Raw genomic sequence first — 24,731 nt, 5'->3', positions numbered from 1 at the left:
CTCGCGGTAGCCGTTGTCCAGCCGGACCGGCCTGAGCAGGCCCTGCTCCTCGTAGTAGCGCAGCAGCCGCCTGTTCACCCCGGTCTTGTGAGCCAGATCGCCGATCCGCATCCGGTTGTCTCCCCCTTGACCTTCACATGGATGTGATGCCTTACCGTCCCGAGTATCGCTGATCCCGAGAGCAAGGAGGAGATCGATGTCGGGGGCCGTGATCATAGGTGCGGGTCCGGGGATCGGGCAGGCGGTGGCCCGGAGATTCGCCAGGGAGGGGTTGCCCATCGGGCTCATCGCCCGTAGTGACCAGACGTTGCGTGCCGCGGCCGAGGCGGTCGCTCGGCGCGGGGTCCCCGTTGTCACGGCGCCGGCCGACAGCACGGACCAGGCCGGGCTGAACGCCGCGCTCGATGAGATCGTCCGCACGCACGGCGTGCCGGACGTACTGGTGTACAACGCCGCGATCATCCAGGCCGACGCGCCGGGCGAGCTGTCCGTACGCGCGCACCAGAACGCCTGGGCGGTGAACGTGGTCGGCGCGCTCAACGCCGCGGCGCACCTCGCACCCGCCATGGCGGCGCGCGGGAAGGGAACCATCCTCATCACCGGCGGCATGCCCGAGCCCAAGCCTCAGTACGTGAGCCTCTCCCTGGGCAAGGCCGGTGTCCGTACCCTGGTCACGCTGCTCGACCAGGAGTACGGCTCCGCCGGGGTGCACGTGGCGAGCGTCACCGTGGCCGGCCCCGTCGCCCCGGGCACCGACTTCGACCCCGACGACATCGCCGATCACTACTGGCGGCTGCACACCCAGCCCCGCGACCAGTGGACGCGCGAGGCCCTGCACGCGGGCTCGCCGCGATGACCGGCACCGGGGCCGCGGACGTCCTCGCCGCGCTGCTGCACGACTGGCAGCAGGCGTTCAACGCGCACCGCCCGGCCGAGATCGCCGCGCTGTTCAGCCAGGACGCGCTGTTCCAGGGCATCAGCCCACGGCTGGGACACGGCCCGCAGGACGTCCTCGACTACTACGCCGCGGTCGCCCCCGGCACGACGGCGCAGGTCACGGTGGTGTCCGCCGGCCGGCTGAGCCAGGACACGGTGCACGGGTTCGCGCAGGTGACCTTCACCGCGCCTACCGGTGACCTCCATCCGGTGCGCCTGTCCGTCGTGGCCAAGCAGGCGGACGGCGGCTGGCTCATCCACCAGTACCACGCTTCGACACATCACACGACCACCTCACCCAACACCGTTTGACACCTCCTTACGGCTAACCGGTTGGCCAACCGTTAGGGCGCCGTGCAAGACGCAGTGCCGGCGATGCTCGCCACGAAGCAGTCACCCGGGTACGGCCTGCACGCCCGGCTGCGCCGGCGCCTGGGCCCGCTGGGGCGAGCCGATGAACCCCGGCCAGATCCACGCGACCCTTACCCCGGCTGGAGAAGGCCGGGCTGTGGTCCACGAGCGCGCCGACGGCCTTCCCGCGCCCAGGAACAGAATGCGCCGGCGGCCGGCCCGGTCTCCGAGCCCTCCCACCGACACCGGCAACCCGGCGTCCCGCCGGAAGCGAGCCAGGCCGAGAGGACCGTTTCACCTGGGATGACGGCCCCGGCCGGCGAGGGCTACGCGGCTTTCGCCCAGGGGTACCAGGACGACGTGCCGTTGATGGAGCGGCTGGACTCGTCCTGGCCCCACCCGATCACCGATCGGCCGGTCAGCTCCTCGATGACGGCCACAGCGGCGGCCTCGGCCCCGGCCACGGCGACGTTCCGGGCCGCGATGGCGCCGTCCAAGCCGTCCACCTCGATCACGCCGTCCCGGACGTCGCGCAGGACGTCCTGGACGTCTGGGGAGACGCTCTCACCGTCCTGGTCGGCGTCCCGGCGGTCGCGGGCATCGCGGGCCCGGGTGAGGCGCACATCGATCAGCCACATCCCCGACCGGGTCGCCGCCAGGAAGTCCGGTGTGTGTTGCCTGCTCCCATGGGCGGTTTGGAAGCGCAAGCCGAAGGGTTGTGAGACGACATCGATCAGGTCACCGGCGAAGTCCAAGGCCAGCAGGAGCCGCGCCTCCTCCAGGCTCTCGGCCCCGTGGTGACGGCCGGTGCTGACCAGAAACTGCACGCCCGGACGATGTCCCTGGCCCCACCGCCAGGAAAACCCACGGACCGGCGTTGCGGTCTCCCACGGCGTCTGCACCAGGTCCCGTACCGAGCGCGACTTCTGCGCGCTGTCAAACCGCTGGGTCACCGTCCACCGATCTGGCCAGCCTTCGTTCAACTCCAGAGCTGATGGGCGGCCAACCTGATCCAGGTTGGCCGCCGTCAAACTCCCGCCGGGTTGCCGGGCAGCTTCCTGACGGGTGGCTTTTGTTGAGAAGCAGGTTCACTCGCCGGTCGGTTCTGGGGCGCCCTTCGGGCGACATCGATGTCACCGCGTTTCGGAACCGCTTGTCCGAGGCCGGTGAGATCGTCGTTGCTCCCGTCGCGAAGGAACCTATGGGGCGGTCAACGCCGTTTCGATCGCCGCGCCGTTTCGCTCCAACCACGCCTCCCGCCGCTTGATCTCATCGCCGACGCCCTCCTGCCACATCCGCGCCCAACCCCCGCCCTGCGCCTCGGCGATCTGCTTCATCGAGAACCACGCCCGCCGTGACCGCAGCACGGCCACCTCGACGAGCCGGGAACGATCCGTATCCGACATCCCGTAGGCGTCGGCGAGGATCCGGCAGCGGCGCGGCGCATCGACGTCCTGCAGCAACGGATCGGCGTCGACGGGATCACCCAGCGGAGCCCAATAGAGCATCGCGTTGCACACCTCGTCGACCCTGGAGACCGGCCTGGCCATGTCGAAGTCGATGAGCGCAGCGGCCTCGCCGTTTCGGAACACGATGTTGTCAGGCGTGAAGTCCATGTGCCCGACCAGTTCGGCCGGATAGGGCGGTGCGGGTGGCATGTCCGGCTGCTCGGTGAGCTCGGTGAGCCCCGAGAAAGGCCGGACCCCTTCGGGGAGGATGAAACCGGCGGCCGCGTCGTCGTAGGCCCGGACGAGGCGGCCGACCGAAGCCAACCGCGCCTCGTCGGCGATCCACGCAGGCCTCGGCCTTCCAGCGACCTCGCCGGCGACGAACGTCAGCACCTCACGTCCGGCCGCGTCAATGCCGAGAAATCTCGGAGCACCCGCGAACCCGACCGCCTCCAGGTGGCGGAGCAAGGCATGGACGAGCGGAGCGTTGAAGCCGACCGGACGCCGCACTGTGTCGCCGACGCGCACGACGCCCTCGGTGACGTCACCGCCGACCAGCGCGATCTCGGGTTCGGAGTCAGCAGGTTCGACGTAGGTGGCGGAGCTCATCGCGGTTCCCCTCTTCAACCCGGCCAAGTGTTAGACCGTACTGCAGCATATGGGCATGATCGAGTGATTTTTTTGGCCATCGGCCCGGACTCATATGACCGACCAGAATTCTTCATGGCGGGCCGCGACGGTCAGCCCGGTGCGGGTCCGGGTGGCGGCGATGCTGTTGACCACGACGTCGTGGCTGGTCAGCGGCCGGCTGATGCTGAAGTTCTTTGGGTTTCAGCGCAAGCGCTGGAAGTGGTGCTCGCCAGGGAAGGGCTCGTGTCCGGCCGCTGAGCGGGAGTCCGGGTGCGGCCATAGCCGGCTGCCGCGCGGCGGGCCTGCGCGCCGCGCGGGCATGACGATCGGCGACGCCCCACACGGGAGTTCGCCGGTCGGTGGAGCACCGCCCCGGCTGGGCACACTCCGCAGGGGCCGGCCCGAGGTGTGACGCCCACGATCGGATTCTCGTGCCGGCACCCGGCGCCACCTGGTACATCAGCGCGCACCTGCCCAGGCCACCACGGCGCGCGCAGCCGGGGGCCCTCAACGGTGCTGACCGGCTTCGCCCTCCCCTACTGGAAGATCACCGGCCTCCTGGACGCCATCGCGGAAGGGACGCGAACCCCGGCCACATCAGCACGGGAGAAGACGTGGCGGCTCCGCTTCGATCCCCCCAGAGCCGCCACAGCGGTGGCGGCTGTGGCGCCCGGCCGAGAGGTTCAGGCCGGGCGTTCGGGATGAGTCCGGCGCCGGCCATCGCGATAACGACAACGGGGCGTTCCGCAGGTCGCGTTGCCGAAAGCTGGGGCTCGCGAGATAGGTCATATGGTCATTTTGTCGACCCTGTCATTCCAGGTTCCGCCGTAAATGTAGCTGTGGTTGGGGAGGTTGTATGCGCACCCCGCGCAGACGAGGAAGTTCGGGTCGGGCTGCGCGCTTCTGACGTCGATCAATGTGGCGCCGAACTGAGCACGCCTGTTGGCCACGGATGACGCCTTGTCCCGGAAGTCGTAGGCCGCGAGATCCTTGGTTCCGGCGCTGGAGAACTGGAGCCGCCTGCCCGTGGTGCTGTAGTTGGCGTGCTCCCACAGGCAGACCCAACTGACGGGACAGTCGGTGATGGCCTGCGCGGACACTGCATCTTGATCGGCTTCGGGGCTCGGTCCAAGATCCGCCTCACGTTCGGCGTCGTTCGTGTAGCAGCGCACGTCGGAAGCGGAGACCTCCACGCAGAGCTTGGCGTCTCCCCACCCCCGAGAGAGGTTGATCTTCTTGCCTTTGAAGGAAGCGACGACGCCGCCGGGCTCGGCGGCGGCGGACGCCGTACCGGCCCCTAGCGCGGGAACAACCATCATCGCGAGACATATCGCCACGATGTAGCGACTTGGATTGCGCACAGTGCCTCCTGACTGATGGATCGGTACGCGGGCTGCGCCGCACACCACGGCGCTCCCGGCACCGATCGAGGTTTCGGGGGATGCCGGCCAACCGGCCTGCCGTCGATCAGCGACCCGGGACCGGCAAATCGCGAGTAAAAGCTCGTTTCTCGCTGCGCCTCAATTTACGAGGAATAGCTCGTATTCGTCAACCAAAAGGCAGCCGACCGCATGAGACTGGCGCAACGGCGACACCCCGCAGGACGTCGCGAGCGGCTACTCCTCCTGCCTGGCCGCCGAGATCGCCCACCGGGCCGGCATCCCGCGCCTGAAGCTGGCGAACGTCTCGTTCGACGCCCTGGTCAGCAGCCGGACCAAGGACTACGACCTGACGATCTACCAGCTCTACAAACGCCCGAGCGCGAGAAGGTGGCCGACTTCACCGACCCGTACCTCAACGTCAAGAGCGGCGTGCTCGTGAGGTTCGACAGCACCCTGGACGCCACGACGATCAAGGACGCCAGGATCGGCATCCTGCCCGGCTCCGTCCAGGACCGGTTCGTCAACGAGCAACTCAAGCCCGTCCAGCGGGCCAGACAGTACCAGTCGATCAACGACATGATCACCGCGCTGCGGGCCCGCCAGATCGACGCCGTCATCCTCGACACCACCCTGGTCATGCCGAACGCCCGGCAGATCGGCGATGCGGTCAAGGTGGTCGGCCAGTGCCCGGGTGGTCGGCCAGTGCCCGGTCGGCGATGACGCGGCGATCATGCTGCCCAAGGGGTCGGCGAACACCGCCGTCGTCAACACGATCGTCGGCGAGATGAAGGCCGACGGAACCCTGGACCGGTCTTCAAGGAGCAGTTCCAGTCCTTCCTGGGCGGGAAGCCCGATGACCTGCCCGAGTGGTCGGCGTCGTGACGGCCGCCACCGAGGCGAGGATCAAGGAACCACGTCCACGCCCGTCATCACGAGGCGGGAAAGACCGCCAAACGCGCGGCATCACTCACCGAGCACCGCGAGCAGACAGGTTGAACGACAAGCTAAGACACCGGTTCCTCGCGGATACCTTCACGTCTCGCTCACCGGGCCCCGCCCATCCGGCGGTGCTGGACCGACCCGACTTTGTCCAGGCTGCTCCCGCCCTCCCCGGTGATCCCCGGCTCAGGCTGCCGCCTGCTTCACCCCGCCGCTGCGACAGCCGGGCGAAACCGCTGCGATCATGCTCGGCACGGGGTGGTGGAACACCGGCGCTCACGCCGCGGTGCGGCTGAGTGAGAGCCCTTTCACCCTCGGGGTCGCATCCGGTGACCCGGGGCCGGACAGCGTGGTGTTGTGGACCCGGCTCGCGGTGGATCCGCTGGCCCCCGACGGGTTCGGCGGCCTGCCGCCGAACGTGGCCGCCGCCGGGGTGATCTATGAGGTCGCCAGGGACGATCAGTTCCGTGACGTGGTCAGGAAGGGCGTGGTGGTCGCCTCACGCTCGCTCGGCTACTCGGTCCACCCGGAGGTGTACGGCCTGGAGCCCGGCCGCCACTACTGGTACCGCTTCCGCTCCGGCGACCACATCTCACCGGTCGGCCGCACTCGCACCGCCCCCGCGCCGGGCACCATGCCGGCCTCGCTGTCGTTAGGCGTCGCTTCGTGTCAGAGCTACCACGGCGGGCACTACACGGCACACCAGCACCTCGCCGAGGAGAACTTCGACGTGGTGCTGTTCCTCGGCGACTACATCTACGAGGAGAACTACGGCTTCACCACCGACCACTCCGGCGCCCCGCTACCGGACCACATGCTGCACGAGCGAATGTCGCTGACCGACTACCGCCTGCAGTACGCGCTCTACAAGCTGGACCCGCACCTGCAGGCCGCACACGCCTCGGCCCCCTGGATCACCATCTTCGACGACCACGAGGTCGACGACAACTGGCACAAGGACACCTCGCCCGGCACGCCCGACCCGGTGAGGTTCGGCCGGCGCAAGGCCGCCGCGTTCCAGGCCATGTACGAGAACCTGCCGCTGCGGCACACCCAGATCCCGGCCGGGCCGAGCATCCGCATGCACCGCCGGATCGGCTACGGCGACCTGGCGGAGTTCACCATGCTGGACTCGCGGCAGTACATGTCGGACCGGGCGAGCAGGCTCGACCCGAACGCGACGATGCTGGGCGGGGAGCAGGCGAACTGGCTGATCGACGGGTTCTCCACGTCGCGGGCGCGGTGGAAGATCATCGGCAACCAGCTGCCGATGGCCGAGGTCGACAGGGACCCGGATCCCGCCGTCAAGTCGTTCTTCGGCGCCTGGGACGCCTACGTGGTCGAGCGCGAGCGGATCCTGACCGAGGCGTACAACCGCGACGTCGACAACCTGATCGTGGTGACCGGTGATCGCCACAGCAACTACCTGATGGACCTCAAGACCGACTACGACGACCCCGGCTCACCGGTGGTGGGCACGGAGATCGTCGGCACGTCGATCAGCAGCGGCCGCGACGGCGCGGACATGCTCCCGGCCGGCCAGGACTACCTGCGGGCCAACCCGCACATGAAGTTCTGTAACTTCCAGCGCGGCTACTGCCGCCTCACCCTCACCCCCGACACGCTCACCAACGACTTCCGGGTGGTGCCCTACATCTCCCGGCCGGGCGCGCCGATCAGCACCCGGGCGAGCTTCGTCGTCGAGAACGGCGTACCGGGCTCCAGCCCGGCCTGACACGGACGAACGTCCGAGTCCGCGGCGGGACGTTCGAGGCTGATCGACTCGGGCACCCGCCACTCCCGAAACCGTTGTGCCGGTGACGCCCGGTACAAGCGCACACTCCAGGCGACGCGGGTGATGCGCCGTGCTCTCGCATGGCCGTCAACCCCAAAGGGTCTTGGAAGTCCGTTCACGATCATCACGCTCGCCCCAGCAGCGTGCTTCTCGAAGGAATCCCAGGTCAGAAGCGCTACCCCCATCGGAGACCGCCCGCAGGCCGCTGCGGCGACGGATACTCGGCGTCATCGCGATGGCTCTCGTCCCCCGATGCCACACCGGTGTTCAGCGGCAGCGGTGGGACCGACATCGTCTCCCAGGAGGGCTCCACCGGCCTGCCTGACAGCGCGGGCGGCATGACCTGGTGCCCATGCGTCAGGAGTCGTGAGGGAAGGTCTTCGACGCGGCGAACGAGCGGTGTCACCGCTGCGAAATGCCGATCCTCCCGTGCGGCGGCGGTCACGTCAGGCCGGTGATCGCGCTGCTGCCGCGAGCGGTGATCACGATCGTTCCGGCGGCCGGTCGCAGGACCATCGACAGGGGCTGACCGATGGACGTTCCTCCATCGACGTCGAAGGACAGGTGCCGGTGCTGTGCCGTGCCCCAGTCGGCGATGTCCAGCCGGACGCCGATCTTGCCAGGCGTGGCCTTGGCCGTGGCCACGAGCATACTGTCCTTGAGCGGGAGGTACGCGAACCTGTCGCCGTCGGCTGTGAGCACGGTGGCGCGCTTATCGGCGCCGCCGCCGTGCCGCGTCCAGCGGTACTCCTTGCGGTCGTCTTCGTTCGAAACGGTCAGATAGCCGTCGGCGGTGAACTGCGTGAACCGCTTGCCGCGGTTGTGGTGCTGAGGGTATGCCCGCCCCGTCGCCTGGGCCAGGACCACGTCATCGACCGTATCCGCATCCTGCTCCAGAACCAGCCGCATAGCGTTGAGGTCCGTCGAGGGGGAGACTGTGAGGGTCGGCACGTCTCCAGGGGGCAACTCCCGCTCGTATCGCCATGCCACGGTGCCGTCACGCGGGTTCAGAGCGATCACCATGAGCTTCCAGACATAGCCCTTCCCGGCATCCATGCACAGCGCGGGCAGGACGACCACGTCACGGAGCGCGACATGCCTGGTCAGTGGTGGTTCCACCGTGGTGTATCGGGTCGTGCAGTTTTGGGGCAGGCGGTAGAGCCAGGCGCTCTCATCGAGGTCCGGCAGGACCCAGCCGGTCGCGCTGGAGGTTCCGGACAGGACGATGCGGCCGCCGCCACTGCCAGGCGATCTTGTGCACCGTGGCGGGCGGAGCGGCGGAGGCGGGGCCGGTCGAGGTGACGCTCTCGGCCGGCAGGGTCGCGGCGGCCAGACATCCGGCAGCCACCACGGCCGCCACCGCCAGCAGGCCCGCGCCCAGGCCCGCCAAGGAACGGGTGGTGAGGTCGGCCACGGCTTTGCCCACCATGACGAGTCCGATCGTGGCGAGCGCCATGCCGATGCCGAAGAGGACGTCGCCGCCCTCAGGCAGCCCGCCGGCGAAGCCGCGTTGCATGCGGACGAGGCCGTACACGGCCAACAGGCCCATGACCACCGCCGTCAGGTTGGCCCGCGAGCCCGCTGTGATCAGCGCCTCCGAGACGGCAGGGTGGTCACGCTCCAGACGGGCGGTGCGCCGGACGAGCGTCACCAGGTCGCCGACCAGCAGCCCGAGCATCACCACCACCGCGAGAAGGCCGAAGCTCACCCCCGCCCACGGCACCTCCACCAGGGACCACCGCAGGGCATAGCCCCAGCCGGCCGCCACCGCACCGGCCAGTGCCAGCCCCGTCCCGAACCAGCCCCACCGCACGATCGAGAGCCGTCTCCTGCCGCAGGGAGGGGCGGACACGTCGTGGCCGCCGCCGAGGCCGGTCATGAGCCCCTCGGCATGCTCGTGGCGCCGCCCGCCGGCCGTATGCGCCGGCCGTCCGGTGAGGCCGCGACGCGGAGCTCGTGGGCTCCTCTTGGGCCGGGCGGCGGGAGCGCGGTGCTGAGGTCACCGGAGTGTGTTGTGGTCATCGCCGCCACACGACGGGATCGTCGCGGTAGTCGTCCTCGTCGAACCCGGCCCCGGCGACCTCGACCCCGTCCCTGGTCCCCGCCAGGCGACAGGTCTCGTACGTGGCGCCCGCACGATCGAAGTCACGCGGGGCGGACTCGCGCCGGCAATCGCTCATGCCGCCCACCACCACCGCGCCCGTCCCGCGCCCGTCCGCGGTCACCAGACGCAGGTAGGGCGCGGACGTGTACGACAGATCCGTTCCGTCGACGTTCTCCACGGTGTAGCGGATGTAGTACGGCACGATGCCGCGCGCCCGCTGCCCGAACCGCCGCTCGAACGCGTCGCGGTCCCCCTCCTCGACAGAGGTCACGGTGACGGCGATCCTGCCCTTGCGGTGCGGGAGCACGGCCCGCTCACCGAGCCGGAGTTCGGTTCCCGCCTCGGTCATCCGCGCGGAGCGGGAAGCCGCCGGCTCTCCCGGCGAGGGCTCCCCGGCCGGTGCGTCATCGGAATCCGGTTCCTCGACGGCCGGCTCTCTCGGGGGCGGGGCGGACGAGGGCGCTGTCGCCTCAGGGGCGGCGGGAGCCGGCATCACGGCTCCGCCACACCCCGTGATCGCGACGGCCAGCGCCGCGACCACGCCCTGCAGCATTATTCGAGTTCGCATGTGTGTTCCTTCCCGAGTGACGGAAGAAGATCTTTGGGCAGTCCGGGGAAGGAGTCGATGACGCAGCGTCCACAGTGTCATGACGCTCGCTCTACACCTCCGGCACGCCGTTCCTGAAAGCGCTGGGCGAGATGCCGTAGGCGGCGCGGAAGGCACGGCTGAACACGGTGGAATCGGAGAATCCCCAGCGCGCGGCGACGGCATGGACGGGCACGTCGCGCAGCGCCGGATCGGCCAGGTCACGCCGGGCGCGTAAGAGGCGCTGGCTCCTGATCCAGCCGGAGACCGTGTGACCCTGCTCCTGAAAGAGCCGGTGCAGGTAGCTGACCGAAATGTGGTGAGCGGCGGCCACCTGGCGCGGGCTCAGGCCGGTCTCGCCGAGATGGCGCTGGATGAACGTCTGGACCTGCAGGGCCAGGGCGTGCTTGGGCGAGGACGGCGCCGGCGCGGACGGCTCCCCCAGGTGCGCGAAGGCCGCGTTCACCAGTTCCAGCAGTGCCAGGCCCAGCCGGGGCGCGTCGGACGGCCCGCACGCGTCCAGGCTGTCGCTCAGGTGCGCGACGAACCCGGCCAGCAGCCCGCCGACGCCTTCCCCGGCCAGGCGGCGGCCGAGGACCAGCTCGCCCTGGCCTGGGTCGACCGACAGCAGCGACCTGGGCACGGCGACGGTGGCCGTTCTGAAGGCGGAGCCTCCTGCGCCGAAGTCCGCCTCCTGCAGGCGGGTGACGTCGTGGACGAGAACCTGGCCCACCCCCGTGAGAATGGGCCGGCCGTCCCAGACGAGCCGGATCGCACCCTGCAAGGGCACGAGCAGGTGGTAGTGATCATCCAGGCCGGGTTTCCGGGACGGCCGGAGGGCGGCCCGCACTCGCAGCGGCGGAAACCGTCGCACTCCCAGGCGCAGCACGCCGAGCAGAACGTCCCGCTCCACGGCGCAGGCCTCTCCCCGGGGGTTGTCGCAGGCACCGGACCCGTCCGCGCCGCAGGACAGGCCCCAGCGTGGCGCCGCCCGGTCCAGAGTGGCATCCGGGTCGTTCTCGATCACATCGTTCTCCAGGTAGGCACGGCCGGAAATCCCCAGGGGTCCTTTCCGGTCTTGCAGGCGTCCCGGGGCCATCCACTGAGGGGCTGTCAACACCTCGCCCAGGACATCCAGGGACACAGTTGACGTTCGGCTGGTGCGGCCGAAGCCGATCGAGGGGATAGTCCCGACTCCACATGGGACAGGCAAGGAGGAGTTCGCCCGGCTCCTTCGCGACGTGCTGGGTGGCACCGAACTGGATGCGCCGGACCGGTTCGCGGCTCTGGACAGCGACGGAGACGGACGGATCAGCCGTGAGGAGTTCCTGCGCTCGGCCCGGCACCTCGTGCTGTCCAGCGAACCGAGCGCTCCCGGCGGCGTCATCTTCGGAGTGATCTAGCCACACGTGTCACGTGAGGCGGCCGTTCCACGGTACGTCAGGCGCGGTCCCGCGCAGAGCCCGGCAGGCATGGACGGGGGCGAGCGGGCGCCGCGCTCGCCCCCCGCCTTCCGAGCCCCCGGAAGACGGCGGCCGGGAAGCCGGCTCGGACCTCGGTGGCCGGCTCCGGCATCGGTGCAGGCACCGGGTTCAGCCGGTGAGGTAGCCGCCGGAGGCGTCGACGTCGGTGCCGAGCACGGCGCTGGCGTCCTCGGAGGCCAGCCACATCACCACGCGCGCCATCTCCTGCGGCTGGACGATCCGCTTGATCGGATAGTCCTGCGCGATCTGCTCGTACGTCATCCCGAACGCCTCGGCCGCCCGGCGGAGCATGGGGGTGTCGACCGCGCCGGGCGCCAGCGCGTTGATGCGGATGTTCTTGCCGGCGTACTCCAGGGCGGCGACCTTGGTCAGCGAGGCGACGGCGTGCTTGCTGGCGTTGTAGGGCGAGATGGTGGCGAAGCCGACCTCGGCGGAGATCGAGGCGGTGTTGACGATGACGCCGGCCCGCCGCTCCACCATGTGCGCGAGCTCGTACTTCATCGCCAGGAAGACGCCGGCGGCGTTGGTGCGCCACACCTGCTCGAAGTCCTCCAGCGTCTGCTCGTGCAGCGGCGCGGCCCTGGGGCTCTCGATGCCGGCGTTGTTGAAGGCGATGTCGATCCCGCCGTAGACGCGAACGCAGGCGCTGACGAACGCCCGCACGTCGGCCTCCTTGGACACGTCGGCCCGCAGGTACGTGGCCTCGCCGCCGAAGTCCCTGATCGCCCGCTCGTGGCGGCGGCCCAGCTCCTCCCGGCGCCCGCAGAAGAACACCCGTGCTCCCTGCCGGGCCATCTCGTAGGCGGTGGCCTGGCCGATGCCCGAGGTGGCTCCGGTGATGAGGACGACCTTGCCGGCGAACCGGCCGCGCCGGTCGGCCCTGCCCGCCGAGGGCGCCGGCGGGTTCTGGGTGTCGGCCGACGCGGGGCCGGTGGCGCCGAGCGCTCCGGCGGCGGCCAGGGCCATCCCAGTGGCGCCGGTCGCGAGCAGGCCACGTCTGGTCGGCAGGTGCTTGTCCGTCATGCGTGTTTCCTCCGTGATCGGTCGAGGTGACGACCATGGTCGGCAGAGCGGAACACGCCTGTCCAAGAGCCCTTGCCATAACCATCGGCTATGGCAAGGGCCGTATGCCCTCTCACCGCACGCGGCGGATGGCGTCGATCGTGGTCTCGGGGGAGGTGTTGAAGCAGAACCGGATGCCGGGTGCGGCCGCCACCAGGACGTTGACCAGCCGCTCGAACAGCACCGTGTGCTCCGGCAGCAGGCGCAGCCCGGCCCCGATCATGGCCACGCCGAACGGGCCTTCGGCCGACAGCCGCTCGCGGACGGCCTGTTCGGCCAGGGCCGGATCGGTGCCGACGAGGCACGTCACGGTGTCCAGTCCCGCCGCGCGCAGTGCCGCCTCGCCCTGTTCGATCCGGGCGGCGAGCGCCTCGTCCAGGCCGGGATGATCGGAGAAGTCGATGGCGCCGGGGTGCAGGCCGATCGTCAAGATCTTGGTCATGTGGGGTTCCTACCAGGGGACGGGGCCGTTGCGGTCGAAGAAGCCGCCCGTCGGCCCTTCGCGGCCCAGCGTCGCCAGCCGGATGACCGGCTCGGCGGCCTCCTCGACAGTGTGCAGGCCGGTGTGGTGGTTCATGTCGGTGGCCGGGTTGCCCGGATCGGCGGCGTTGACCTTGAAGCCGGGCAGGGCGCGGGCGTACTGGGAGACGATCATGTTCAGTGCGGTCTTGGACGAGGCGTAGCCCAGGCTCAGGAAGCCGGATTCGGGGCGTGCGGGGTCGCCGGCGTAGGTCAGGGACGCGAGCGCGCTGGAGACCATGACGATGCGGGGATGGTCCGACCTGCGCAGCAGCGGCAGGAGCGCGTGCGTCACGCGCACATGTCCGAACACGTTGACCTCGTACAGGCTCTGCAGCGCTGCGGCGTCCATGTCGGCCGGGCCGAGCCGCGGGCCGCCCACTCCGGCGTTGTTGACCAGCACGTCGAGGCGGCCCGCCCGTGCGGACACGGCCTCGGCGGCCGCCGCCACCGACTCGTCGGAGGTCACGTCCAGCTCGACGAGCTCGACGCGCAGCCCCGCGCCCGCCAGCTCCGCGACGGCCCGCTCGCCGCGTACCCGGTCCCGGGCGGCGAGGAAGACCAGCCAGCCCTGCCCGGCCAGGCGGCGCGCGGTCTCGCGGCCCAGCCCCTTGTTCGCTCCGGTGACCAGCGCCACCGTGTTCTCCTCAAGGTTCTCATCGGTCATGGCTCGATGATCGGTACGCGCCGGCCGGCTCCGCCAGGACCGGTGAGCCATGGGACCGGCGGTACCACCCCGCCCGGCGATCTTTGCGGCACGATGGAGGGATGAACCGGGCCGAACTCGCCGAGGTGCTGCGCCGCGCACGTGGCCGGGTGCGGCCGCAGGACGTCGGGCTGCCGTCCGGGCCGCGCCGCCAGGTACCGGGCCTGCGCCGGGAGGAGGTGGCCACGCTCGCGGGCCTGAGCGTCGACTACGTGATCCGGCTGGAGCAGGGGCGCGGCCCCCGCCCCTCGGCCCAGGTCGTCGCCGCGCTGGCCCAGGCCCTGCGGCTGAACGACGACGACCGCGACCTGCTCTTCCGGCTCGCCGGCCACGAGCCGCCCCACGCCGGGCGCGTGCCCATGCTCGTCCGGCCGAGCGTGCTCCGCCTGCTGGACCGGATGTCGGACCTGCCGGTGCTGGTGCTGTCGGCCAAGGGCGACGTGCTGGCCTGGAACCCGCTGGGCGCGGCGCTCCAGGGCGACATGTCCGCCTGGCCGCGGCACCGCCGCAATCTCATCTGGCAACGCTTCCTGGGCGGCAGCCGCTGCCAGGCCGGAGCCGATCCGGACGAGGACGAGGCGGCGGCCCGCGCCGCCGTCGGCACCCTGCGCGCCGCCCAGGCCCGCTACCCCGGCGATCCCGACCTGAGACGGCTGATCGCCGAGCTGCGGCGGGGCAGCCCGCCCTTCGAGCGGCTCTGGCGGGAGGCACGTTCGGCGCCCTGGCGCAGCGCGACCAAGACCGTCAACCATCCCGAGGCCGGCCCGCTCACGCTCGACTGCGACACGCTGCTGCTCCCGGACACCGACCAGACGGTGCTCATGTACTCGGCGGAGCCGGGAAGCCCCGAGGCGACCGCGCTCGACCTGCTGCGGGTGACCGGGCTGCAGCGCCTGTGAGGCCGCCGAGGGCACCCGGGCCCGGCCTCACACGCCTCCTGAGCCGCCCCGCCCGGCCGCCGTCCGCTCGCTCCGCCCCCGCCCTGCCCGCCGCCCCCGCCCTGCCCGCCGGCGCCGGTCGAGGCCGAGCAGGCGCCGGCACACGACCGCCGTCGCGGCGGCCAGCCCGGCGGCGAGCAGGACGAGTTCGGCCGGGCCGTCCAGCGGGCCGCGGATCATGAGCGCGTGCGCGTACGACCCGCCGACGATCGCGACGGCCAGGACCGCGTGCAGGACCCGCCAGTTCGAGTAGTGCAGCCGCAGCCGGCGGCGGCCGGCGGTCAGCAGGATCGACACCGCGAGGCAGAACGCGGCGACGACACCGAGCCGGCTGTAGGTGGGGGCGTCCAGCACCAGCGCGTCGGCGATGTCGTCGGGGCTGGTGAGGTAGAGCAGCAGGACGTGCGCGGCCACGACCCCGGCGATCACCAGGCCCAGCACGCGGTGACGGCTCAGCCGGCGGGCCGGCGCCCGGCCGGGCCACCGGCCCGCCCGGGGCAGCAGGATCTGCACGACCAGCAGCGACAACGCCAGCACACCGGCCAGCGAGCCCAGCACCCAGATCACCGTGCGCCCGGCGACCGGACCGGCCGCCACGGCCACCAGGGGCAGCACGATCAGGCCGGCGACCGGCAGGCGCCGCGCCCAGGCGGTCACCGGCGCTCCAGGACGAGGTCGACGGTCAGGTCGGACTGGCTCTCGTTGTCCAGCACCGGGCGCAGGAAGACGGGGCGATAGGCGGTCTCGTCGTAGGCCAGATGCACGTGTGGTTGCCCGAAGGCGGCCACCACCGGCAGGCTCTCCAGCCGGTAACGGCCCTGGTCGTCGGTCATGACGCTGCCCCGGTTGCCGGGATCGCCCTCCATGCCGCGGGCGGTGTGCATCCAGATCTGGATCCGGACGCCGGGAAGCGGCGCGCAGGTCCCGGCCTCCCGTACGGTGCCGGAGACGACGAATCCGCGTCCCAGATCCTTCACGAGAGGCGCGCCGGGGACGTAGTTGTTGTCCCCTCCCGGCATGCTGCTGCTGGCCACGCAGCCCCGGCCGCCGCCGGCCGGCCCGGCGCCCTCCCGCCGCCCGGAGCGCCCCTCCGGGGCGTACGCCCGTTGCCGGGAATCCTCCGCGGACAGGGCCACGCGGGCGGCGCCCGGCCCGTCGGGCTCGCCGGTCAGCAGCACCCAGCCGATCCCGGCCACCAGGGCCGTCACGATGAGTGCGGTCAGCGCGGTGCCGGCCCGCGAGGGTTTCCGGCCGCCGCCTCGCCGTGTGTCGAGGGTCATGGCCGCGTCCTTCCTGTCGTGGTCATCTCCGGTCGCGGTCATCGGACCGCCGTGGGGCGTTCGCGGGACCCGCCGACGAGGCGGCGGCCCGGCGCGGGGAAGGCGTGCCGACGCGCGGCGGCCGCGATGAGCAGCGCCGCGCCGAACACCGCCAGCGACATCCAGGGCAGGGCGGTGACGCCGCGCAGGCCGAGCAGCACGCCGCCGGCCATCGAGCCCAGCGACATGCCCGCGTTGAGCACGGTGACCACCATCGCCTGGGCGAGGTCGGCCGCCGAGCCGGCGGCGCGGACCGAGGCGGCCTGGAACAACGTGGGCGCCAGGCCGAGCGCGAACCCCCACAGCATGGTGATCACGACCACCGGCCCCGGCGCGGCCGGAAGCAGGCCGAGCCCCGCCATACAGGCCGCGAACAGGGCGAGGGTGCCGAGCGCCACCGCGCGCAGGCTCCGATCGACGAAGGCCCCGGCCGCCATCAGCCCCGCCATGGCGGCCACGCCGAAGGCCAGCAGCACCGGGCCGACCTGGCCGCCGAGCCCGGCCTGCTCCAGGAAGGGGGCGATGTAGGTGTACACCCCCATGTGACCGACCTCGAACAGCAGGGCCGCGGCCAGGATCGCGGCCAGGCCCGGCAGCAGCAGCACGCGGCGCGCGGACGGCCGGGCGCCGGCCCTCTCACCGGGGAACGGCGGCACGGCGACCCGGACCCACCCGGCCGCCAGCAGGGCCAGCACGCCCATGACGGCGAACGTGGCACGCCAGCCGAGCAGGCCGCCGGCGAAGGCGCCCGCCGGTATGCCCAGGGCCAGCGCGGTCGGCACGCCGGCCATCGAGACGGCCAGCGCCCGTCCCTTGAGGGGCGCGTCCACCAGCCGCATGGCATACCCGGCGATCATGGCCCACTGCACGCCCGCGGCCATCCCGGCCACGCCCCGCGCGGCCAGCGTGAGCGGGTAGGAGGCGGAGGCCGCGGTGAGCAGGTTGACCAGGGCGACCGCCACGACCGTGCCGACCAGCAGCCCGCGGCGCGGCAGGCCCCGGGTGAGCGCGGTGAGCGGGATGGCCGCCACCACCGATCCCAGGGCATAGACCGTGAGCAGTTGCCCGGCCTGCGCGTGCGAGACGGCGAGCCCGCCGGCGATGCCCGGCAGCAGGCCCGCGGGGATGGTCTCGGTGAGCATGGTCAAGAACCCGGCGGTGGCGAGCGCGAACAGTCCTGGTAAGGCTTCTCTGATGCGTGTCAAGGCGCGTTCGACTCCTCAAGGGATCGGGGAAGGCGCGAGAAGACCCGGGCGGCGGCGCGCCAGGGGCCGAGATCACATCGTCACCGCGCGCTTCCCGCACCGTCCAATACCGCACGCGATCACCGGCATCAGATATCCGATGGCCCAACGCCGGCTGTCGAACGGGAGGAGCATCTTCGACCGCTGCTTGGCCCAGCAGCAGGGTTCGGGGGTTGAGCAGCACACGCACGGAAATCGCGTTAGCGGGTCGGGCGGAAGCGGCCTGGCGTGATATTCCGTTCCGGATCTGGCGTTCGAAGGATCACGGCGCTACGAGGCGTCCAAGCAACACCTCGGAACAGCCCGAGATCAGTGTCGGCGCCGGGGTGGAGCAAGGCGCTCGGTGACGGCGGCGATGGCCTCTGCTCCAGGCTTGACGTAGCGCAGGGCGGTGCGGAGGTTCTTGTGGCGGGTCTTGCCCATGATGAGCTGCAGGGGGACTTCGCCGAGGTGGGTGGGTGGCGGCGCTGTGGCGGCGCTGTGGCGGAGGTGGTGCAGGTCGAGGCCGGCGTATTTCTCCAGCAGGACGCGGGCGCGGTCGTAGCCGAGGCGGGCGCGGTCGTAGCCGAGGCGGGCGCGGCCGGTGTGCGGGCAGATGCCGGCGGCCGCAGGACGGCGGGCCGGGACCGGGCGGCGTTCGGACAGGAACAGCGGGCCGTGCGTACGCGTGGTGCCGTCCGGGAGCCGGAGGAGCCGGGGTAGCAGGTGGGCGGTGCCGGTGTCCCAGTACACCCACTCGATTGCGCCGCCCTTGGACCGAACAGGAGCACGCCGGTGCTCCAGGTCGAGGTCTTCGACGTTGAGCGCCAGGATCTCCGCGGCCCGGGCCGCCGTTTCATAGAGCATCCGCCACAGGGTCTTCTCCCGGAGCGGGATGTCTGGGCGATCTGGTCTCCTGCGAGGAGCACGGCGAGGAGGCGCTGCGGGTGTTCCGGCGAACCGGGCAGCAGCTCGCGCGAGCCAGAACGCTGATCACTGTGGGGCATGCGTTCAAGGCGACGGGAAGAGAGGGCGCGGCCCGGCCGGCCTGGCGGCGCGCACACGCCATCGTCACGAAGGCCGGCACACCGGAACGGGCGGAGACCCTTGCCTTGCCGCACCCCCTGCCCTGATCGCCCTCCGAACGGCGGGCATCCCCTCTACGGCGAGGCCCGGCGATAGGCGAGCGCGTACAGGTCAGGCGGAGGGAAAGGCGCGGTCGAGGGCGTCGAGGGTGTGGCCGAGGGTCTGCTTGAAGCGGCGCTCGACCTCGGCAGGGGTGGAGCCGTCGAGGAGCCCCTGGTGGAGAAGGTCGTGGCGGAGGATCAGGGCGCCGACCATCAGAGCGGCCCACGGCAGCGAGCCGCTGGCCTGCGCGAGAGGCCGCAGCCATGACTTGAGGATCGCCGCCCGGCGTGTGCGCAGGGTGGGCGAGCCCTGCTCGCACCGGGCCCAGACGCGACCCGCCTCCCAGAGGCCGGGCGTAAGGTCGCTCCACGGACACGGGGCGGTGAGCAGCGGGCCGTCCATGAGGAGAGGGCGCAGGGCGGCCGTCGGTGACGCCGGGCCGCGGTTGCCGAGCGAGTCGACCAGGGCGTCGAGGATTGCCGGTTCGGCGTCGAAGAAGAGGTCCTCCTTCGCGCCGAAGTAGTTCACCACCGTCTTCACCGAGACGTCGGCCGCCTGCGCGACCTGCGCCAGCGTGACGTTCTCGAAGCCGTCACGTTCGAACAGGCGGGTCGCGCAGTCGGAGATGCGCTGCCGCGTCTCTGCTCGCTTGCGCTCCCGGAGCCCTTCTTTTACCATGATGGAAAATTTACCATGCTGGAACTTATCCGGCCACTGCCGCCCACGAGCGGCCCATGATCGAGGACATTCACATGCGTATCGTCAAAGAGCACTTCGCCGCGGCCTCTGTCGGTCAGGAGGTCGAGTTCCAGGTGCTCGTTCCCGCCGACCGGCAGGAGGAAGAACGGCTCCCACTCGTCCTTCACCTGCACGGCGCGATGTCGTCGTCGAAGTCGCTGGAACTCGCGCGGCCCTTCTACGACGATCTCCTCCAGCGGGGCGAGTTCCCCCGCGCGGTGATCGCGTGTCCCAGCACGCCCACGGCGGGCGGCTTCTACCTCGACTGGCCCGGCGGCGCGGCCTGGGAGACGTTGATCTCCGACGAGTTCCCCGAGCACCTGGCGAAGACCTACGGCCCGTTCACCGCGACGGCGCTCATAGGCGCGTCCATGGGCGGATTCGGCGGGCTCAACGTGGCCTTCGGCGCCCCGGAGCGCTTCGCCGCCGTCGCCGCCATCTCACCCGCCGTCTTCCCCGGTGAGACACCGCATGACGTCCCCGAGAAGAACATCCCCTCAGTCCTGGGCGAGCTTCACCGCGCCATGGGACGCGGAACCGGGGACGCCGCCGCTTACACCCGCAACTCCGTGTACGGCAGGGCCCGCGCCAACGCCGAGCGGATCCGCCGCGCCGCCCTGCCGATCCTGGTGGACTGCGGCGCGGCCGACGAGTACTTCTTGTACGACGGCGCGGCCTACCTGCACGACGTCCTCAAGGAGCTCGCCATCCCGCACGAATTCCGCCTCGTCGAGGGGGCCGGACACGTCGGCCCCGCCGCGGAGACCCGGACCAGGGACGCGATCCGGTTCCTCGGCGGCGCCCTGAGCCGCCGGGCGTGACACACCTCTGCCGGACCTTCTGGACGAGGCCGCGCGAGGTGGCGCGCGCGGCGACGCCGTGGATGAGCCGGCCGACCTGCCGGACTACGGCCCGGGCCACCTTGACGAGCCGCACGTCCCAACGTGATGACCCCGGTCGGTCGAGCGCCGGGGTGGGCGTCGTGGCAGCCTGTCCGGGCCGGCTCGGTGGTTGCGGCGGGGTGGCGCGCCGCAGGGTCAGGGGCAGCAGGGCGAGCGCGATGAGCAGGCTGGTCCCGAACAACACGATTCCCCACCAGCACCATGCCTGTGACGGCTACGGCGGCGAAGGCGGGGATCCGGAACAATCCCAGGTCCAGGAGCGGGTTGGCCAGCCGCCGCCGGCGGCGTACGAAGACGGTGCCGATCAGCAGGCCCGCGGCCAGAACGCCGACGGGCGGCAGGGCAAGGCCGCGCACGGCGAGATCCTTGATGCCGTACCCGATCGTCAGAGGAGTCAGCAGCGACAGGAGCACACTGATCGCGTCCAGTCGCCCGGAAGCCGAAGCGCGAGCTTCGGGAACCAGGAAGGGGCCGGTGACCAGCAGCAGGGCCACGGCCGGAAGGGCGAGCAGGAACACCGCGCCCCACCAGTAGTACTGCAGGCGTCGTCCTGAGATCCCGCGCGTCCGAGCCGGCCGCTCGCAGGGCGCTGCGCACCTTCGCCTCCGCCCTGCGAGCCGCAGCGGGACACGGACACTGATCGCCGCCACCGGCAGGTTGCGTACCGCATCACCGGCTTCGACTGATCACTTCGGGTCTGCGGGCGTTTCCGGAGGCCGGCCGCGTAGAACTCCAGCGCCCCGGAACACCGTCAGTTGCGAGGACAGCCGCAACAGCGCCGCCTGCGGCGCCTCCTCAAGGTCGTTGGGACGAACCCGAGCCATGGCAGCGCGCACAGCTGCACCGCAAGCCCGAGACGCGCCGGCTCCGCCCGCGGTCAATCCGTCCCGCAGGTCGCCCGCGCGACTCGCACGACCGGCGAGTGGTTTCCAAGAGCCGGGCGTCCGAAAGGCAAGGGATCGGAGGATGGTCAGGTGAAGAAGGTCTTCGCGCGTTCCAAGGCGTCCACGTCCCGCAGGATGTCACCCGGACGGTTGGCGTAACCGACCAGGGCGCCGCCCCACCGGCCGCCGAAGTACTCCCCCGACCGCCGCAACATCCCCACGAGTGGGTCCACAACCGACTGATCCTCCTCGCTGATCGTGGTCACGGCCCACATCGTCTTCCCGCCCATCCGCTTCCTGAAGTCGTACCCGGGCACACGCATCCACCCCGACCAGTAGTCCAGGTAGAGCTTGGTGGTGGCGGAGACGCTGTACCAGTAGAGCGGAGAGACGATCACCAGGTCAGTGGCGTCGAGGGTTGCCTCGATGAGCACCTTCTCGTTGCCCTCCGGAGGCGGGTAGGCGCCGCCGCCCACGTGGCGGATGTCTCGGAAGGGCGGGAGCGGGTGGTCGTCCAGATGGAGCCAGCGTTGCCGGGCGCTCGCAGGGAGCTGATCGGCGGCGCGTCTGGCCAAGGTCTCGGCGTTGCCGCCCTGTCGAGCGCTGCCCAGGAGGAAGAGGAATCTGCGCATCACGCGAGCTCGAAGTGACGCGCGGACGAGGGCTCCTCGCCGGATACCAGAATGGTCATAACTATCATCTTCCTCTGTCCGATCCCCTCATCGTTACGGGCATGCAGGGTGGTCTCCGGACCGCAGTCCGCTCGTGCTCACCACGCGACGACCCATGCAACGTGTTCGAGGTGCGCTTGCAGGTCATCGTGTCGAAGGTTCCCGCCGCGGCGGTGTGGTGGTCGTCTCGCCGGTCTTGTGGAGGGCTTCCTGGCGCGTACTGGAGGCGGATCCCGGTAGCTGCCAGGCGAGGAGCGCCGCGAAGGCGGCGAAGGCCGCGGCGATGGGCAGCAGGAGGGGCGCGGAGCCGGTGGTGGTGAGGACGACCGCGCCGATGCTTCCGGCCAGGAAGTTGCCGAGGTAGGCGGCGGAGGTGTTCAGCGAGGTCACGAGCGACGCGCTTTCAGCAGCCGCGCAGGCGATGATCCGATGCTGCTGAGGTCCCATGACCGAGTACGACACGACGCCGCTGAGCGCTTGTGTGATCGCCACGAGGATGAAGACCTGCTGAACCGTGAGCATGATCACGCACACCACGGCTACGCCCACGGTGGCGGCGACGACGACGTGTCGTGAGCCGTACCGATCGCTCAGCGAGCCGGCCGTCAGGTTGCCGGCCGTGGCCGCGACTCCGAACACCAGCAGCAGGAGCGCGAGTCTGGCCGGCTCGCCGCCGATCGCCGGCGCGAAGACCGCGCTCATGTACGTGAAGGGAAGAAAGATGCCGATGAACGCCAGCAGTGTGACGATCAGGACCCGCAGGACCCGCAGGACCCGCTGGTCCGTCAACGGCGCGATGCGTTGCCGCATGCTCGCGCCCTGATCGAGTCTGATGGGCGGCAGCAGCACGGCGATGACGACCGCGACGAGGGCGGCGACTGCGGCGACGGACCAGATGGCCGTCTGCCAGCCCCATGCGTCGCCGATGAGAGTGCCCAGCGGAGCACCCAGCGCTACAACCTGACATTCGCGCCCATCGATGCCGGCGAGGTCGGGCCGAACTGGGTCGTCTGGCAGGCGCGGTCGATTCAAGACGGCGTGATTCAACTGCAAGTCTCGCCCGAAAAGCTCCAGCCCTTGTCGTGATCGACAGTCGGTGACGGAGGGTACTGACCAGCCCACGGCCGGTGACCCTGGCGCGCACCCGTCCGGGGCCGGTCCGTTCCACGTTCAGGTAGACCAGCGTCGGCACGACCCCGGCCTCGGTCAGCGGGCCGAGCTTCGAGGCCGCCTTGCGGGACGGGTATCCGGCTCTGGCCCAGTTACGCGCCCGCCGACCGCAGCTGCTGGAGCGGGTCAACCGGACCGCGGATGTCTGCGAGGCGCACGGGGTGACCGTCCCTCAGGCCGCCATGGTCTTCCCGCTGCGTCGAGCAAGGACGAGCCCGAGTCCCCAAAGCAGGCGCCAACCCTGCCCCCGCCAGGCTGCGCGGCACTGGCGAACGCGCGAACATCCGGCTGAAGAGCTGGAAGGTCCTCCGCAAGCTGCGCCGCAGCCCTTCCGAGGCGGCCACTTTTCACTCACCGGCTCTCACCTGCCGGCACGTACGCGCAGATGCCAGGCGGCGTGTCGCGCCGAGCCCAAGCCTCACGACTGAGAGGTCTGCACGAAGCGCGCATGAGATCCGGTCTATGCTGCGGGTGGCTTCGGCCGGAGCCAAGGCACGACTCCCGTCACGGTGGTGCCGGCACCCTCAACACTGCGGACCGTGAGGGCACCCCCGATCTCGGCGAACGCCGCCCGCATCCGGACGATGCCGCTTCCCGGCCGTCCGGGGGCGAACCCGCGGCCGTCGTCGCTGACCGTCATCCGCAATCCGCCGCGCCCCAAGGTCACCGCGATCGACACGACCTGGGCGCCGCTGTGGCGCTCAATGTTGGCGAGCGCCTCACGTATTGCCTCCAACACCCCCCGCATGACATGCGGCGGAACGTCGGCGCCGGTCAACGCCCACGTCTCAACGGTGATCCCGGTGGACCGTGACCAGTCGGCAAGCCAGCCTCCGACGATCTCGGCCAGGTTCCTCTTCCCACGCATGCCCGTCTCTTCTGTCATCCGTCCTCTGCCTGTCCCGTGTCTGGCCGGCGCCGGAAACCACGCGGCGAGGCGACCGCTCGTGCAGCCGGACGCGGTCGCCCACACCTCGTCTTGTTCAGCAGGCTGCCCTTTGCGGTGTCCCCGCCCCTTCAGCTCCGGAGCCGGCAGAGCTGTCCTTCTGTCGCCCCTTGACGACAAGACAGCACCTGCCGCTGTGACATGCGGCAGTCGCCGTCTGCCGATCCGCTCGCGCTGCGTCCCCCGCCACCTCGTGAGGCCACCGAGCCGAGACAGCCTGATCGAGCGGGGCCACCACCTCATAGAGCAGGTCGATCGCGGTCCGGCCAGGAACTTCCAGTCACCTGAGCGGGCCGGGCGCAACCCGTCCACGCAGCACTCCACCGGCTGGATCTGATCGGCTGCCGCGACATCCTCGGCACCGTCCCCGGTACACCAGGCACTCCGGCCCGTGTCAGCCGGCTCCTCGACAGCACGATCTCTTTGGGGTCACGTCCACGGATGTGGTGTATGGATCGATCTTCGCGTGATCCTGTTTCTGCAGGTTAAGCGGTAAGTGTCTGCGGGAGCGGGTTCTGGGCTGGTATGTCGTCGGGAACAGCTCGGATGCGGCGCGGGGAGATGGGCAGCCGGTCGGCCTCGGCTCGGCCTTGGGTGATGGGCCGCAGGCGCGCCGGTGAGAACCAGCACGCACGCGGAGGGACACGCCACGTGCCCGGACAGTGACGCCGGACGCGGGGCGGATCAGTGGCCAGCTCAGCCGTAGGACTGCGCCCAGTACTCGACGGTCTGCGGATGCGAGAGGGTGAAGGTCGCGCCGTACTTCTTGTGTGACGGTGGCCGTGAAAAGCTCCCCGTAGGCGGCCAGATAATGCCCCACTGACGGCCAGCGGGCTCCCCGCGTATGGCCAGATAGCTCCCCGTTCGTTC

At 70.7% G+C, this 24,731-nt stretch carries 27 protein-coding genes and 1 pseudogene; 9 read left to right on the top strand and 19 right to left on the bottom strand.

Going from position 1 to position 24,731, the window contains the following annotated elements; translation table 11 throughout:
• Positions 1-111, bottom strand: a 111-nt coding sequence (locus IO39_RS41565) for a MerR family DNA-binding transcriptional regulator (RefSeq protein ID WP_043636487.1), incomplete at its 3' end; no start/stop codon positions are given.
• A gap of 85 nt (positions 112-196) precedes the next feature.
• On the opposite strand from IO39_RS41565, the gene IO39_RS41560 reads away from it, so the two are divergent.
• Together IO39_RS41560 and IO39_RS41555 are read left to right on the top strand one after the other, a co-directional pair.
• Complete coding sequence (locus tag IO39_RS41560) at positions 197-856, top strand: SDR family NAD(P)-dependent oxidoreductase (RefSeq protein ID WP_043636485.1); 660 nt, start codon at positions 197-199, stop codon at positions 854-856.
• Positions 853-1,248, top strand: coding sequence for a YybH family protein (locus tag IO39_RS41555; RefSeq protein ID WP_052424076.1), 396 nt, complete (start codon positions 853-855; stop codon positions 1,246-1,248). Before IO39_RS41560 ends, IO39_RS41555 begins: the two co-directional genes overlap by 4 nt.
• A gap of 365 nt (positions 1,249-1,613) precedes the next feature.
• Here IO39_RS41555 and IO39_RS41550 read toward each other — a convergent pair whose 3' ends face one another.
• The 3 genes from IO39_RS41550 to IO39_RS41540 all read right to left on the bottom strand — a co-directional run bounded on the left by IO39_RS41550 (position 1,614) and on the right by IO39_RS41540 (position 4,726).
• The gene (locus IO39_RS41550; protein WP_157549677.1) at positions 1,614-2,318 is read right to left on the bottom strand and encodes a hypothetical protein; all 705 of its coding nucleotides are present in this window, start codon (positions 2,316-2,318) and stop codon (positions 1,614-1,616) included.
• Between the two features lie 168 nt (positions 2,319-2,486).
• Positions 2,487-3,344 carry a phosphotransferase gene (locus IO39_RS41545; RefSeq protein WP_052424074.1) on the bottom strand — a complete coding sequence of 286 codons (858 nt, stop codon included), beginning with the start codon at positions 3,342-3,344 and terminating at the stop codon, positions 2,487-2,489.
• A gap of 806 nt (positions 3,345-4,150) precedes the next feature.
• Positions 4,151-4,726 (bottom strand): peptidase inhibitor family I36 protein, encoded by a 576-nt coding sequence (locus IO39_RS41540; RefSeq protein WP_157549675.1) that lies wholly within the window; start codon positions 4,724-4,726, stop codon positions 4,151-4,153.
• Between the two features lie 408 nt (positions 4,727-5,134).
• Here IO39_RS41540 and IO39_RS56370 point away from each other — a divergent pair, with 408 nt between their 5' ends.
• A complete protein-coding gene (locus IO39_RS56370) occupies positions 5,135-5,467 on the top strand; it encodes a type 2 periplasmic-binding domain-containing protein (RefSeq protein WP_043636479.1) in 333 nt (110 codons plus the stop codon).
• Between the two features lie 463 nt (positions 5,468-5,930).
• Positions 5,931-7,421 (top strand): alkaline phosphatase D family protein, encoded by a 1,491-nt coding sequence (locus IO39_RS41530; RefSeq protein ID WP_084774437.1) that lies wholly within the window; start codon positions 5,931-5,933, stop codon positions 7,419-7,421.
• Between the two features lie 501 nt (positions 7,422-7,922).
• On the opposite strand, the gene IO39_RS41525 is transcribed toward IO39_RS41530, so the two are convergent.
• From IO39_RS41525 to IO39_RS56365, 4 genes are all read right to left on the bottom strand, one after another.
• The gene (locus tag IO39_RS41525; RefSeq protein WP_043636471.1) at positions 7,923-8,561 is read right to left on the bottom strand and encodes a hypothetical protein; all 639 of its coding nucleotides are present in this window, start codon (positions 8,559-8,561) and stop codon (positions 7,923-7,925) included.
• Between the two features lie 91 nt (positions 8,562-8,652).
• Complete coding sequence (locus IO39_RS41520; protein WP_043636468.1) at positions 8,653-9,360, bottom strand: hypothetical protein; 708 nt, start codon at positions 9,358-9,360, stop codon at positions 8,653-8,655.
• A gap of 139 nt (positions 9,361-9,499) precedes the next feature.
• Entirely contained in the window at positions 9,500-9,934 is a 435-nt protein-coding gene (locus IO39_RS41515; RefSeq protein ID WP_052424073.1) for a hypothetical protein, read from the bottom strand.
• Between the two features lie 310 nt (positions 9,935-10,244).
• On the bottom strand, positions 10,245-11,084 hold the full coding sequence (locus tag IO39_RS56365; protein ID WP_169789212.1) for a helix-turn-helix domain-containing protein: 840 nt from the start codon (positions 11,082-11,084) through the stop codon (positions 10,245-10,247).
• 247 nt (positions 11,085-11,331) lie between these two features.
• Between IO39_RS56365 and IO39_RS56360 the strand changes: the two genes are divergently transcribed.
• Positions 11,332-11,574, top strand: coding sequence for an EF-hand domain-containing protein (locus IO39_RS56360; protein WP_169789211.1), 243 nt, complete (start codon positions 11,332-11,334; stop codon positions 11,572-11,574).
• A 189-nt stretch (positions 11,575-11,763) separates the two neighbouring features.
• Here the strand turns inward: IO39_RS56360 and IO39_RS41505 are convergent, their stop codons facing one another.
• The 3 genes from IO39_RS41505 to IO39_RS41495 form a co-directional block, all read right to left on the bottom strand.
• On the bottom strand, positions 11,764-12,678 hold the full coding sequence (locus IO39_RS41505) for an SDR family NAD(P)-dependent oxidoreductase (RefSeq protein WP_043636462.1): 915 nt from the start codon (positions 12,676-12,678) through the stop codon (positions 11,764-11,766).
• A gap of 112 nt (positions 12,679-12,790) precedes the next feature.
• Positions 12,791-13,159, bottom strand: a complete 369-nt coding sequence (locus tag IO39_RS41500) for a hypothetical protein (RefSeq protein ID WP_043636460.1) — start codon at positions 13,157-13,159, stop codon at positions 12,791-12,793.
• 9 nt (positions 13,160-13,168) lie between these two features.
• Positions 13,169-13,903, bottom strand: coding sequence for an SDR family NAD(P)-dependent oxidoreductase (locus tag IO39_RS41495; protein ID WP_043636457.1), 735 nt, complete (start codon positions 13,901-13,903; stop codon positions 13,169-13,171).
• 101 nt (positions 13,904-14,004) lie between these two features.
• On the opposite strand from IO39_RS41495, the gene IO39_RS41490 reads away from it, so the two are divergent.
• Positions 14,005-14,841: a helix-turn-helix transcriptional regulator gene (locus IO39_RS41490; RefSeq protein ID WP_043636453.1), complete on the top strand. Its 837-nt coding sequence runs from the start codon at positions 14,005-14,007 to the stop codon at positions 14,839-14,841.
• Between the two features lie 27 nt (positions 14,842-14,868).
• Here IO39_RS41490 and IO39_RS41485 read toward each other — a convergent pair whose 3' ends face one another.
• The 5 genes from IO39_RS41485 to IO39_RS41465 all read right to left on the bottom strand — a co-directional run bounded on the left by IO39_RS41485 (position 14,869) and on the right by IO39_RS41465 (position 19,228).
• Positions 14,869-15,537 (bottom strand): ferric reductase-like transmembrane domain-containing protein, encoded by a 669-nt coding sequence (locus IO39_RS41485; protein WP_052424071.1) that lies wholly within the window; start codon positions 15,535-15,537, stop codon positions 14,869-14,871.
• Complete coding sequence (locus tag IO39_RS57120; protein WP_211267363.1) at positions 15,534-16,160, bottom strand: peptidase associated/transthyretin-like domain-containing protein; 627 nt, start codon at positions 16,158-16,160, stop codon at positions 15,534-15,536. Before IO39_RS57120 ends, IO39_RS41485 begins: the two co-directional genes overlap by 4 nt.
• A 38-nt stretch (positions 16,161-16,198) precedes the next feature.
• A complete protein-coding gene (locus IO39_RS41475; RefSeq protein ID WP_043636450.1) occupies positions 16,199-17,404 on the bottom strand; it encodes an MFS transporter in 1,206 nt (401 codons plus the stop codon).
• Between the two features lie 348 nt (positions 17,405-17,752).
• Complete coding sequence (locus IO39_RS41470) at positions 17,753-18,319, bottom strand: tyrosine-type recombinase/integrase (protein WP_084774433.1); 567 nt, start codon at positions 18,317-18,319, stop codon at positions 17,753-17,755.
• A 300-nt stretch (positions 18,320-18,619) separates the two neighbouring features.
• Positions 18,620-19,228 carry a TetR/AcrR family transcriptional regulator gene (locus IO39_RS41465; protein WP_043636445.1) on the bottom strand — a complete coding sequence of 203 codons (609 nt, stop codon included), beginning with the start codon at positions 19,226-19,228 and terminating at the stop codon, positions 18,620-18,622.
• 74 nt (positions 19,229-19,302) lie between these two features.
• Between IO39_RS41465 and IO39_RS41460 the strand changes: the two genes are divergently transcribed.
• Positions 19,303-20,109 (top strand): alpha/beta hydrolase, encoded by an 807-nt coding sequence (locus IO39_RS41460; RefSeq protein ID WP_157549673.1) that lies wholly within the window; start codon positions 19,303-19,305, stop codon positions 20,107-20,109.
• Between the two features lie 239 nt (positions 20,110-20,348).
• Entirely contained in the window at positions 20,349-20,744 is a 396-nt protein-coding gene (locus tag IO39_RS55450) for a hypothetical protein (protein WP_157549671.1), read from the top strand.
• A 416-nt stretch (positions 20,745-21,160) separates the two neighbouring features.
• Here IO39_RS55450 and IO39_RS41450 read toward each other — a convergent pair whose 3' ends face one another.
• Together IO39_RS41450 and IO39_RS57115 are read right to left on the bottom strand one after the other, a co-directional pair.
• A complete protein-coding gene (locus tag IO39_RS41450; RefSeq protein WP_052424077.1) occupies positions 21,161-21,706 on the bottom strand; it encodes a flavodoxin family protein in 546 nt (181 codons plus the stop codon).
• A 183-nt stretch (positions 21,707-21,889) separates the two neighbouring features.
• Positions 21,890-22,777 (bottom strand): MFS transporter, encoded by an 888-nt coding sequence (locus IO39_RS57115; protein WP_211267362.1) that lies wholly within the window; start codon positions 22,775-22,777, stop codon positions 21,890-21,892.
• A gap of 349 nt (positions 22,778-23,126) precedes the next feature.
• On the opposite strand from IO39_RS57115, the pseudogene IO39_RS58415 reads away from it, so the two are divergent.
• Positions 23,127-23,254, top strand: a pseudogene (locus IO39_RS58415) (IS5/IS1182 family transposase); the annotation flags it as partial.
• 121 nt (positions 23,255-23,375) lie between these two features.
• Here IO39_RS58415 and IO39_RS41440 read toward each other — a convergent pair.
• Positions 23,376-23,801: a sensor histidine kinase gene (locus tag IO39_RS41440; RefSeq protein WP_043636435.1), complete on the bottom strand. Its 426-nt coding sequence runs from the start codon at positions 23,799-23,801 to the stop codon at positions 23,376-23,378.
• Positions 23,802-24,731 lie beyond the last annotated feature (930 nt).

This window comes from Nonomuraea candida (assembly GCF_000725485.1).
In the GTDB taxonomy this organism is placed as follows: Bacteria; Actinomycetota; Actinomycetes; order Streptosporangiales; family Streptosporangiaceae; genus Nonomuraea; species Nonomuraea candida.
This window is presented reverse-complemented; position numbering and strand designations above follow the sequence as displayed.